Below are 12243 nucleotides of genomic sequence, written 5' to 3'. Positions count from 1 at the left end.
GGTGCGGCGGGCGTCGTCGGCAGCGCGCTGGGCGGCGCGCCGGTCCTGGTCGGCGGCGCGGGCACGTTGCAGGCAGGTCTGGGCGCGGGCCTCCGACTCGGCTGCCTCGTCGGCGAGTTCGCGCAGCTTGGCCTGCCAGCCCGCGCGCTCGCGCAGCCGGAACGCGAGCCCGGCGAGGGCGTCGGCGGCGCGCCGCGCCCTCTGGGCGACCTCCTGGCGTTCGTCGCGCGCCCGGGCGGCCTCGGCGGCGGCCTCGTCGGTCTCCGCCCGCAGGCTGCGCGCCTCGGCCAGCTCGGCCTCGGCCTCCTCGGCGAAGACGCGTGTGTCCTGGGCGGCCCGGGTCAGTTCCAGGAGCCGTCCGGCGGGGCAGCCGGTGCGCCAGGAGGCGAGCCGCGCCGCCAGTTCCCGGTCCTTGCCGAGCCGGGCGGCGAGCCGGCGGATCTCCTCGTCCCGCTCGCTCGCCCGCGCGCGCAGCGCCTGCCGTTCCTCGTCGGCGGCGTGTTCGTCGTGCATGGCCGGGTTCGGCGGTACGAGAAAGACGTCACTCGGGGTGGCGCCGGCGGCCGGCGTGGGGGCGAGCAGGGCGGCCGCGGTGCCGACGGCCACGGTGGACCGGGGCAGCAGGGCCGCGTCCGCGAGGGCGTCGCGGGCACGCGCGTGCGTGTCGGGGTCGGTGATGATCACGCCGTCGACCAGTTCGGGCCGGGCGGCCAGTACGCGTGCGTGGTCGGCGGGGTCGACGGCCTGGGCGAGGTAGCGCCAGCCGGGCAGTGCTGGGATGCCGTGCTCGCCGAGGAACTCGACGGTGGCCAGCACGTCGGGGCCGGGCGGCAGCAGTCCGCCGTCGCCGAGCGCGCCGAGGATCCGGGCGTCGTCGGCGGCGGCGGTGCGCAGCTCGAACAGGTGCCGTTCGGCGGAGGAGACGGCGTCGTCGAGCAGCGCGCGCAGTTCGTCGGCGAAGCGGTCCAGGTCCTCGGGGGTGAGAGTGCCCTCGGCCCCCGGGGCACGGCCTGACGTGCGGCCCGCGCCGCTCGTGCCGCCTGAGCCGTCCGCGTCGTCCGGTCCTGTGCGGGACGCCGGGACTCCGGCCCGTCCGGCCCCGGCCGTGCCCGGCAGGCTCAGCAGTTCCGCGAGCCGTTCCTCCGCCGCCAGTGCCTCGGCGATGCGGCGTTCGGCCTCGTACGCGCGCTGCGCCGCCGTCGCCGCGTCGGCCGCGCGGGCCGCCGTGAGTTCCGCGCGGGACTCGGCCGAGGCGGCCTCGCGCGCGTGTTCGGTGGCTTTCCGGGACGCCTCGCGGGCCTGGTCCCAGGCGGCGACCGCCGTCTTCTCGGCGTCGCTGGCGGCCAGCGCGGCGCGCGCCGGGTCGGCGTCGGGGGCGCTGTCGTCCAGCCAGCCCGCACGGACCGCCTCTGCGGTTTCCTGCTCGACCTCGGCCAGGCGCTGGCGCAGATGACCGGCCTCGCTGCGGGCTCGCTGCGCCTCGGTGGCGGCGGCCGTCTGGTCCCGGTAGGCCGACTCGCCGGCCTCCTGGAGCCGTGCGGACCGCTCCTCCTTCTCGTCGGCCAGGGCTTCGGCGCTCTCCGCGGCGGCATGCAGGGCTCGTACGAGATCCACGGCGGCCTTGGCTCGTGCGGCGAGCGCCGGGGCCGCGTCCCGCTCGGCCTCCTGGATCGCGGCGGAGACGCGGGCCACGCGGTCGGCGGCGGCGCGGTGGCGCAGCACGGCCTCGGCGGCCTGCCAGGCGGAGTGCAGGGTACGCGCGTCGGCGAGTTCCCGTTTCTGCGCCGCGGCGGACTTCTCGGCGGCGGTGAGGGCCAGTGAGGCGTGCCGGTAGGCGAGTTCGGCGGAGATCAGCGCGCTGCGCTCCCGTGCGGCCCCGGAGTCTGTGACGGCGTGGGCCGCGGCGGTGACCCGCTGGGCGAGGTCGCCGGCCCGTGCCCGCTCCCGCACGGCCCGCGCGGACAGTCGTCGCACCAGCGTGCGCGTGCGCCGCTCGGCTGCCGCGTGGATGTCACGCGCGCGTGTGCGGGCTTCGGCGGCCTCGACGATCCGGCCGAGCAGGTCGACCGAGCCGGCGGTGAAGTCCCGTTCGGCGATCAGTTCGGCACGCCGGCCGAGTTTGTTGCCGAAGCCGCTGACCAGGTCGGCGAGCCCGTCGGTGTCGCGGGTGTCGGTGACGGCACGCAGCAGCAGATCGGTGAAGTCGGAGTCCTTCTTGACCGCGAACAGGCCGGCCGCCTCGCCCTCGTCGGCGTTCATCTCCCGCTGGTAGCGGAAGAGTTCGGGGTCCAGGCCGAGGTCACCGAGGTGTTCGGTCCAGCGCTCGTGGATCTCCTCCCAGTGCACCTCCAGGTGCGGGTAGGCCTTGCCCGCCTCGGTGAGCGCGTCACGGAAGCCCTTCATGGTGCGGCGCCGTCCCCGCGCGCCCGACCGGCCCTCGGCAGGCGGTCGTACGGCGGTCGCCTCGGCGACGGGGAGGTTGTCCAGGGCGAGTCCTGGGCCGGGCCGGAAGGAGTACCAGGCCTCGGCGAACTTCCGCGGGTCGTTGGAGACCTGGCGCCCGCGCCACTCGCTGACCTTGCCGACGACCACGCACTCGCCGGTCTGCACGTGCTGCCATTCCAGTGCCACGTGCCCGCAGTCGTCGGCAAGCAGGAACTTGCGCAGCACACCGGAGCTGGCGCCGCCGAGGGTGTTGCGGTGGCCGGGCAGCATCACCGAGAAGATCAGCTTGAGCAGGACGGACTTGCCGCCGCCGTTCTCCAGGAAGAGCACGCCCGCGGGGGCGGGCCGGCGCGGTGGGCCGACCGGATCCTCCTCGAAGAACTCCGCCTGGGTGGGCGCGGGGTCGGGCACCGGCTCGCCCACACCCCGCAGGTCAAGCACGGTGTCGGCGTAGCGCGCACCGGCGGGCCCGATGGAGTGGAGGCGGACCCGGGACAGCTCGTACATGGCGGACTCTCGTCAGTCTTCTTGCAGATCAGAGGGGTGGGGAGGCGGCAGGCGGCCTAGGAGTGGAACGGCAGCCCGGCGTCGGCCACCAGCTCCAGGTCGTCGGTGTCCTCGGCGGGCAGCAGGCTCGGCGTGCCGTCGGTCACCGGGACGATGCCCAGTTCCAGGAGTTCGGCCAGGGCGGCGCTGCCCGCCATGTCGCGCACCTGGAGTTGGTAGCGGGCCGTCGTGCGGTAGGTGCCGCCGCTCTCGTCGCCGGTGCGCTGCAGGAACCCGGAGTCGGTGAGGAACGCCAGGGCCTTGGCCACGATGCCGGTGGTCGAGGCCGCCGGCCGGCGTGCGTCCTTGGTGGCGCCGGTCGCGCTGCGTCTGGCCCAGATCCGCCAGGCGGCCTCGAGGCCGGGCGCGTCGGTGGCCGGGTCGGTGTTCTCGCCCTGCTCCTCGGCACGCTCCTCCAGGCGGCGGCAGGCCTGGCGGACGAAGGTGTCGACGCCGTTGACCGTGACGCGGCCGATGTAGCCGTCGTCGGCGAGGTCCTCGGGCCGGGGGAAGGCGAGGGCGGCCACGGCGAGGTGGGCGAGCCCGTGCAGGAAGCGGTCGCCCGAGTCGGCGGTGGTGCGGCGCGCGTAGTCGCCCATGCGGACCGCGAACACCGAGTCCTCGGCCGCGGTGACCGCCATGCCCGCGCGCGGGGACACCTCCAGGACGACGAGTCCCAGCCCGGCGGCCACGGCGTCGGCGAGCCGTGCGAACGCCGGGTCCTCGCGGTGGCGGCGCAGCAGGTCGGCGTACTCCTGGTCGCGCGCGGGCTGCAGCTTGGGCTGCAGCCCGAAGGCGACGAGCCGGGCCGCGTCGGCGGCGTCGGCGGGTGTGACGGCGGCCGACGTGGGCGTACCTGCGGCTTCCGGCTCACTCCGGTCGACGTGCTCGGTCACGGCTGGGGCTCCTTGTCGCGGTCTGGCTGGTGCGTACGGGTGCCGGCGGGGCTCACGCCGCCTCCGTCCGGTCGGCCGCCATGCCCGCCGCGTCCAGCAGCGCCGTGCCCACGATGAGGTCGGCGCCGCCGAACTCGGGGTCGTCCAGCCCGGTCCCGTCGTCCACGGCGAACAGCAGCTTCTCCTCGCCCTGCCGGTAGGCGGTGCCGACCGGTGGGCTGGCCGCGTGCACGGCCAGCAGGGCGACCAGATAGGGCAGGTCGGCGTCCTTGCGGCGGGCGTCGGCGAGCAGGCCCGACAGCCGCCGCGGCGCGTCGGCCGGCAGGTCCAGCAGCTCCATGGCGGCCGCGAGCTGCTCCTCGCTGAACCGGCTGTCGTCCGGGGTGGCGATCAGGTCGGGCTCGGGCATCTCGGCCCCCAGGTGTTCCCGCTCGACAGGGGGCATCAGCAGGATGTCGACGAGGTCGCCCACCCGGACGGACACGGGTGTGCGCAGCCCCGTACCGTGCGCGAAGAAGGCGTCCGTGACGCGGATCGCCTGCTCCAGGGGCAGGGGGAGGGCCGGTGCGAGCAGGTGGCCGTAGAGGTCGGTTCCGGATGCGGCCAGGGGGGTGGCGAAGGCCTGCCGGTCCTGCTCGGCACGGAACAGCGGGCCGGCCTCCAGGAGCCGGGACTGCAGTTGGGTGTGCCGGCGGATGCAGTCCTTGACGATGTCGACCAGCTCGGCGGCGCGCCGCTTGTGCTCGGGGTCCTCCGACTCGTCGCGTGCCCTGCGGATGTTGGTCAGGATCGCGTTCTCGTGCCGGTAGCGGTCGGCGACGTGGTCCAGGGCCTCGGCGATCATGTCGGGTACGGCGCTGAGCCAGTCCACCGCGCGGACGTTGCGACGGGTGGCCTCCAGGGCCCTGCGCAGGGTCTCCGAGTACTGCACGGTCCGGTAGCGGGCCTGTTCGGCGGCGAGCTGGGCGTCGGCGAGGCGGCCGCGGCTGATGAGCACTTCCAGCTTGACCTCGGCGGCGATCTGCGCGCTGGTCACATCGGTGTCGAGGGCGCCGACGAGGACGTTGACCGCCTCGTCCGTGGTGCGCAGGTAGACGCTGCCGCCGGGGCCCGGCACCTCCTCGAGCAGCTTGAAGTCGTAGTCCCGGCGGACGTACGTACCGTCCGGCGCGAACGTGCCGTACACCGCGCGGAAGCCGCGGTCGACGCTGCCGACGTTGATCAGGTTCTCCAGGACCCAGCGGGCCACGCGCTCGTGCTCGGTGACCGGTCGCCGCGGGGCCTGGGCGGCGACGCGCGGGATGAGCCGGGCCACGATCTGGTCGTGGTCGGCGCCGGTGTCGAAGTCCATGGTGAGAGTGACCAGGTCGATGGCGGCGAGCGCGACCTCCGCCATGCCGTACACCGAGTACTCGCCGGCGAGATTGGCCTTGCGCGCGTCGAGGTCGTGCAGCGGCGCGGTGCAGGCGAGCGCGCGCAGCCGCCGCGCCAGCCCCTCGTCGGCGGCCGGGCCCTGGACAGGGCGCGGCCCCGCGCTGAGCTGGGGCGGAACACTGTCCGTCGATGCAGGCGAAGTCACGGTGCACAGACTAGGTCCTCGGTCTGACAACGATCCAAACGGCGCAGCCGTGCCCCGGTGCGCACGTCGTCACACCCGGTGCGGTGAACCCGTCACCGCTCCCCGTCCCGACCGAGCCGCCGCCGGTAGACCTCGACGACCCCTTCCAGCGAGTCGTCGAGGCAGACGGCGAGCAGCCTCTCCGCCTTCTCCCGCTCGTCCTTCCGCAGGGCCTGGAGGATTCGCTGGTTGCGGGTGAGGTACGGCTCGCGCACCCGCCGCGGACCGTCCACGACGTGGAAGGCGAGGCGCAGTCCGGCGAAGACTCCGCGCATGAGTTCGTCGGTGCGGCCGCTGCCGGCGAGCGTCACCGGTTCCCGGTGGCAGTGGATGTTGACCGTACCCAGCCCGTTCCAGTCACCCTCTTGTGCGGCCCACCGGCCTTCCTCGACGTCCTCGCACGGCGCCGGTGCGCCGAGCTCGCTCGAGACGGCGGTGGCCGGAACGGCGACGAGAGGGGCGTGACCGTGATCGACGAGGTGCCGGGCGGTCCGGAGCGCGCGGTGGGCCACGCCGTTCGCGTCGGGGGGAAGGGTTCGGTCACGATGACGACACGCATGCCGGTGTCGTTGCCGGGCCGGGCGTGGCCGCGTCAACGTGGATCTTTTCGGGCGGGGAACGTCCCATGAGCGTTGGGCCGCACAGCAGAGCGGGTCGGCCCCTGTCCACACGCTTCCGTCTCCCGGGTCACGGGGCGTTCACACGGTGGGTGAGTCCGGCCCGATCCGACTGCGTACGGCGGTCTGGACCTCGGCCTCCTCGGCCGGGTCGGCGGCAAGCCTGCGCAGTCGCTCGACGACGCGGGTGTCACCGGTCTCGGCGTGCCGGGCGGCCAGTTCGCGGGTGGTCTCCTCACAGTCCCACAGGCACTCGATGGCGAATCCGGCGGCGAAGGAGGGGTCGGTGACGGCCAGCGCGCGGGCGGCGCGGCCACGCAGATGGGAGGAGGCGGTCTCGCGGTAGATGTGGCGCAGGACGGGGGCGGCGCAGACGATGCCGAGCCGTCCGGCGCCGTCGACGAGGGTCCACAGGGTGGGTGCGTCGGGGCCTTCGCCGCGGACGGCCTCCCGGAGGGCGGCGAGGACGAGGTCGCGGTCCTGGCCCGCGCCGCGGCAGGCGAGCACACGTCCGGCGGCGGCGCCCAGCGGGTCGGGGCGGAGGGCCCAGCCGCGCGCGCGGTCGACGGCGGCCATGTCGCACATGCGCTCGAAGGCGTCGACGGCGGCCTCCAGCACGGTGGCCGAGCCGCCGGACACGGCCGACTCGATCAGGTCGAGGGCAGCGGGGTCGTTGCCGTCGGCGAGGTAGCGCAGGGCCGTGCAGCGGGCCGCGTCGGTGCCCTCCCGGGCGGCGCGGAGGATCTGGGGCCGGTCCTCGGGGCCGGCGACGGCGACGAGACATCGGGCGGCCGGAACGTGAAGGGCGGCGCCGCGTTCGGCGCCCTGCTGAGCCCATTCGAACACCGCCTGCACGCTCCATCCGGGGCGGGGCCCGGTGGGACGCAGCTGCTGCTGCCAGCGGTCGAAGCAGCCGGCCTCGTGGGCGGCACGCACGCGCGTGGCGATCGATGCGCGCGGGTCGTCGGCCCAGAGCCGCCACGGCCGGGGCTCGAAGGCGTCGCGTACGGCCGCGGCCAGCTCGGCCTTGCCCTCGGCGTCGGTGGCGAAGCGGGCGAGGACGGGCGCGGCGAGGGCGCGCAGCCCGGCGTCGTCGTCCCTGAGCGCCAGTTCGTCCAGGGCCCAGGCCCAGTTGGCGCCCGTGGCCGCGTACCTGCGCAGCAGGGCGAGGGCGTCCCGCCTGTCGTAGGAGGCGAGGTGTCCGAGGACGGCGAGGGCGAGTCCGGTACGTGACTCGTCGGTGTCGAGGGAGTCCTCGGGGTCGAAGAGGTGGGCCTCGATCTCGTCCAGTTCGCCGTGCAGGTCGAGGAAGAGCCGGGCGTAGTACAGGGAGCGGTTCTCCACCTGCCAGTCGCGGCGGGGGTCGTGCAGCACACAGTGGTTCAGTGCCGCGAGCGCTTCGGCGCGCGGGGCGGTGAGCGCGTGCAGCGTGCCGTCGCCGCGGCCCCGCTGCAGCAGGCCGAGCAGCGTACCGCTGGGCGCTATGACCGGATCGAACATGGGAAACAGCCTCACATCAAGCGTCGACGCAACCGGGGACCACGCACTACCTGGCCGCGCGACAACACGTCGGGGCGCCCACCGTCCGCTGCTTGCTGTAGACCATCTTCCTCTGCCTCTCGTCGGTGGCCCGTGCGGGCCGCATCGCGGCCCGCACGGTGCGGCAACACCTGCCCAACCATCGCGTCCGTGAATCACGACGTCATGATGACCCGGTGTCCGCGCCGCCGCGACCGAAATTTCCGGCGGCCCCGTACCGCCTCCCCCGTTTTTTGTGTCGTACCTGGCCAGAAGGGCCGACGCGGCTGCTCGCGCCCCGGAAGATCACTGCTCGCCGAACAGTTCCAGCAGCTCAGCCTTTCCGAACATGCGGGCCGTGTCGACCGCCGACGGCGTGCCGGCGGACGGGTCCGCGCCGCCCTCCAGGAGGGCCCTGATCACTTCCTGCTCGCCCTTGAAGACCGCTCCGGCGAGGGGGGTCTGGCCCCGGTCGTTGGCGCGGTCGGCGTCGGCGCCGCGAGCCAGCAGCGCACGGACCGTGTCGGCGTGGCCGTGGTAGGCGGCGAGCATCACCAGGGAGTCGCCGCGGTCGTTGGTGAGGTTGGCCGGGACGCCGGCGTCGACATACGCAACGAGCGCCTCGGTCCGCCCCTTCCGGGCCAGATCGAAGATCTTGGTCGCCAGCTCCACGACCTCGGGGTCGGGGGCTTCGCTCATCGGCCGGACCGCCTCTCACTGCGAACGTCGGTTACTGTCGGTTACTGCGGGGAGCAAGCGTACGGCGGCGTTCATCGCCGGGGCCGTACGGGTGAATCGCCAGCGTACTGGCTCGTGCGGCACATGACCGGATGCGTCCGAGGCAAAGATCACCACAGGGGTCATCGAGCGCAACAGTTCTGCCCGGCCGACTCATCCACCCCCGCCGACCGGGCGAAAACGAGAAAAATTCACCTGGTTGCACCTTTTGTCACATAGATACAAACTGTGATGCTGGAAGAACTCAGGGTGACTCTCCCTTCGACACCAGGAGTGACCTCACATGATCCTTCCCGTCTCGGGCGTCGTCCTGTTCGGCGTCATCGTCTTCGTGTTCTTCCGCAAGGACGGACTGAAGCCCTCCCACGCGTGTGTGTCGGCCCTGTTCGGCTTCTACCTGGCGAGCACTGCCGTCGGCCCGAGCATCAGAGCCGGCGGCGAGAGTCTGGCGAGCCTGATCGGCGGTATGAGCTTCTGACACCGCCCCCGCCCGTTCGTACTTCCAGGAGGCAGCAGTGGCCCGGCGCCCCCTCCCCCGCATTCTGAGCACAGGCAGCGCGCAGCTCGCCCGGAGCCGGGAGCTGGCCCGGACGGCGGCGGACAGCGCCACCGACGTCCTCCACCCGCTGATCACCATCACCCGTGGTCTGCGCCGGCTGGCCGGGGCCGGACGGCGCAAGTGGTCGAAGACCCCGAAGGACCGGCGCGGGCCGCTGCTGTTCCTGGTGGCCTCCGTGATCCTGGTGGTGGCGATGGTGCCGTACGGTCCGCTGCTCGCCGCCATTGCGCTGATGGCGGCGGCGGCCTGGCAGGGACGCGACCGCACCCCGCGGCAGCCCGAGGGCCCCGACGCGTCCCGCGTCCAGCGCCTGGCATCGCTGTACGAGGCCCTGGTCCCCTACTTCTCGGCAGCCGAGGACCCGGCGCCGCTCTACTCTCACAGCGGCGCGTGGGAGAAGGCCTTCCCCGCCTACGAGTTCGACGACTCCGGCCGCATCCGCCACCTGGTGATCCACTACCCCGCGTACTTCACCGACGGCGAGCCCGAGTCCCGCGCGCGGATCGAGCACCTGCTGACCGTCAAGGCCGGCCGCGGTCGCGAGTACCTCTTCGCCTGGGACGAGGAGAGCAACCAGCTGGCAGTCACCGCGCTCGCCCCGCTGCCCGCCGACATCGCCACCCAGCGCTTCGTCACCGCCCCGGGCGAGACCGTGCTCGGCTTCACCGACCCCAGCGAGGTCCACCGCACCCTCCCTCTCACCTACGGTGAGGAGAAGCACGACGTGCCGCCGGTCGTCTGGCGCACGGGCCTGCGCTCCACCGAGCCGCACCTGCTGGCCCTGGGGCAGCCCGGCAGCGGTACGTCGACCCTGCTTCGGTCCATCGCGCTCCAGGCCCTCCAGTACGGCGATGTCGTGATCGTCGATGGCGGCGGCACCGGCGAGTACGCCTGTCTGACCGGCCGGGACGGGGTACTCGCGGTCGAGTGCGGGCTGGCCGGGGTGCTGGCGAGCCTGGAGTGGGCGGCCACCGAGACCGAGCGCCGGCTGATCGCCGCGGGCCACGCGCGGCAGGCGGGTCACCCGCCGCCGGAGGACACCAAGCGGCCACTGTGGCTGTTGCTCGACCGGCCGACCGCGTTCACACATCTGGCCGCCGCGGACGGACGCAAGGACCCGCAGGCGCTGCTGCAGGTGCCGCTGCGGCACGGGCGTGCGGTGGGTGTGACGGTCGTCGTGGCGGAGCAGTTCGACAGCGCGGAGGCGCTGAGTGACGCGGTACGGCAGCACACGCGCGCGCGGGTGGTGCTCGGAGCGGCGACGGTGGAGCAGGTCAAGGCGGTGCTGGGGGCACCGCCGCATACGACGCCGCCGGCGGTCGTACCGGCCGGGCGGGGGTATGCGCGGTTGGGGACGAAGGCGGTGCATCGGTTGCAGGTGCCTGCGACGCCGGATCCTTATGACGATGCGGTGTGTGATGCGTGGCGGCAGGCTGTGCTTGATCTTCTGCCGCCGAAGACGATGCCGGCGGACGGGGAGACCGTGCCGGAGGATGCGCCCGTGGGTACCGAGGCTGCTGTGGCTGAACCCTCTTGAGGGTGCGGGTGAGTTGCTGCGGGGGTGAGTGCGCTCGCCCCGCTCGAGGGGTGCCTCCCCCAAGCTCTCGGCTGCTCCCCCAAGTGCTCGCCTCCGCTCGAACAGGGGTACCCCCATGAGCAGGGGGAGGCATGACTGCCCGTAGCTGGGACGGCACGACTGCCCGCCGCCACGGGCTATGCCACGAACGTTCTTGGGGTTTCGTTGCCTGCCGGGGAGCCTGTTTCCACCAGGTGGGCCGCTGCTGACAGGCGGATTGCCGCCTCTTCTGCCACGGCTCCGGCCACCGTGAACGGCAGGCGGACGTAGCCCTCGAAAGCGCCGTCGACGCCGAAGCGGGGGCCGGAGGGGACGCGGACGCCGACGCGTTCGCCGGCCTCGGCGAGGCGGGATCCGGAGAGGCCGCCGGTGCGCACCCACAGGGTGAGGCCGCCGCTGGGGACCTCGAACTCCCAGGCGGGCAGCTCCCGTCGGACCGCCGCGACCAGGGCGTCGCGGTTGTCACGGGCCTGGCCGCGGCAGATCTCCACGGCCTCCTCCCAACCGCCGGTGGTGAACAGCCAGTTCACGGCCAGCTGTTCGAGCACGGGCGTGCCCAGGTCGGCGTAGGCCCGCGCGGCGACCAGGCTGCGGATCACGTCGGGGGCGGCCCGCACCCAGCCGATGCGCATCCCGGCCCAGAAGGCCTTGCTGGCCGAACCGACAGTGATCACCGTGGATCCGGCGGGATCGAAGCCGCACACCCGCCGCGGCATCTCCAGGTCCGGCTCCAGATACAGCTCGCTCATCGTCTCGTCGACGACGAGCACCGTCCCCGCCGAGCGGGCCGCCTCCACCAGCCGGCGCCGCTGGTCCTCGTCGGCGAGCGCGCCGGTCGGGTTGTGGAAGTCGGCGACGACGTAGGCGATCCGGGGCGCGGCCTCGCGCAGTACCTGGCGCCAGCGGTCCAGGTCCCACCCGGCCAGACCTTCGGCCATGGCCACGGGCACCAGCCGGGCGCCCGCCTCCCGCATCAGCTGCAGGATGTTGGCGTAGGAGGGCGACTCGACAGCGATGCGCTCGCCGCGGCCCCCGAAGAGGTGGCAGATGGCGTCGATGGCACCCATGGCGCCCGTCGTCACCATGATCTGCTCCGGCATGGTGGGGATCCCGCGCGTGGTGTACCGCTCGGCGATCATCGACCGCAGCGCGGGCAGACCGGCCGGGTAGTCGCCGTGCGTGTGGGCGTAGGGAGGCAGTTCCTCCAGCGCGCCCTGCACGGCGCGGGTGAGCCACGGCTCCGGGGCCGGCAGGGCCGCGGTGCCCAGGTCGATCATCGAGCCCAGCGCCTCCGGCGGCAGGGGTTCGAGTCCGCGCGCGGGCAACGGGTTGCCGGCCGGTACCACGGTCCAGCTGCCCGCGCCGCGCCGGGACTCCAGGAACCCCTCCGTGCGCAGGGCCTCGTAGGCGGCGGCGACCGTGGTGCGGCTGACGGTGAGGACCATGGCGAGTTCACGCTCGGCGGGCAGCCGGGCGGCCACCGGGACGCGGCCTTCGAGCACCAGCAGCCGGATGCCGTCGGCGAGCGCCCGGTAGGCGGGCAGGCGGCGGGTGCCGGGGCCCGCCGGGCGGTGCTGCTGGGACTTGAGCAGTCGGGCGAGCTGTGCGGCACCCACCGCCGAGGTCCACTGCGCCATGATGACCAGTCCACCTTCCACGAATTGGCCCTGGATGGATTTTCTCCCCAGGCCACAGAGTGTCATGCGCCCATCCACTTCCATCACCAGGGG

8 protein-coding genes and 1 pseudogene are annotated in these 12243 nt (G+C 73.6%); 2 read left to right on the top strand and 7 right to left on the bottom strand.

Features of this window, described 5'->3' with window-relative positions:
- From DEP02_RS16225 to DEP02_RS16195, 6 genes and pseudogenes are all read right to left on the bottom strand, one after another.
- The coding region (locus DEP02_RS16225) for a coiled-coil domain-containing protein (protein WP_500299380.1) at positions 1-2952 on the bottom strand (2952 nt) is incomplete at its 3' end.
- 56 nt (positions 2953-3008) lie between these two features.
- On the bottom strand, positions 3009-3887 hold the full coding sequence (locus DEP02_RS16220) for a hypothetical protein (protein ID WP_112468028.1): 879 nt from the start codon (positions 3885-3887) through the stop codon (positions 3009-3011).
- Between the two features lie 52 nt (positions 3888-3939).
- On the bottom strand, positions 3940-5466 hold the full coding sequence (locus DEP02_RS16215) for a hypothetical protein (RefSeq protein WP_112468027.1): 1527 nt from the start codon (positions 5464-5466) through the stop codon (positions 3940-3942).
- A 92-nt stretch (positions 5467-5558) separates the two neighbouring features.
- Positions 5559-5897 (bottom strand): annotated as a pseudogene (locus DEP02_RS16210) (FCD domain-containing protein); the annotation flags it as partial.
- A gap of 306 nt (positions 5898-6203) precedes the next feature.
- Complete coding sequence (locus DEP02_RS16205; protein ID WP_112468025.1) at positions 6204-7622, bottom strand: HEAT repeat domain-containing protein; 1419 nt, start codon at positions 7620-7622, stop codon at positions 6204-6206.
- A gap of 324 nt (positions 7623-7946) precedes the next feature.
- Entirely contained in the window at positions 7947-8339 is a 393-nt protein-coding gene (locus DEP02_RS16195; protein ID WP_112468024.1) for an ankyrin repeat domain-containing protein, read from the bottom strand.
- 322 nt (positions 8340-8661) lie between these two features.
- Here DEP02_RS16195 and DEP02_RS16190 point away from each other — a divergent pair, with 322 nt between their 5' ends.
- Positions 8662-8856 (top strand): hypothetical protein, encoded by a 195-nt coding sequence (locus tag DEP02_RS16190; RefSeq protein ID WP_112468023.1) that lies wholly within the window; start codon positions 8662-8664, stop codon positions 8854-8856.
- A gap of 37 nt (positions 8857-8893) precedes the next feature.
- Positions 8894-10474, top strand: a complete 1581-nt coding sequence (locus DEP02_RS16185) for a P-loop NTPase family protein (protein ID WP_112468022.1) — start codon at positions 8894-8896, stop codon at positions 10472-10474.
- A gap of 176 nt (positions 10475-10650) precedes the next feature.
- Here the strand turns inward: DEP02_RS16185 and DEP02_RS16180 are convergent, their stop codons facing one another.
- Entirely contained in the window at positions 10651-12150 is a 1500-nt protein-coding gene (locus DEP02_RS16180) for an SCO1417 family PLP biosynthesis transcription factor (protein WP_112468033.1), read from the bottom strand.
- Between the last annotated feature and the right edge of the window lie 93 nt (positions 12151-12243).

It is taken from the genome of Streptomyces triticisoli, assembly GCF_003270085.1.
Classification (GTDB): domain Bacteria; phylum Actinomycetota; class Actinomycetes; order Streptomycetales; family Streptomycetaceae; genus Streptomyces; species Streptomyces triticisoli.
The sequence above is the reverse complement of the archived record's forward strand: the minus strand, read 5'-3'. Positions and strand labels throughout refer to the sequence as shown.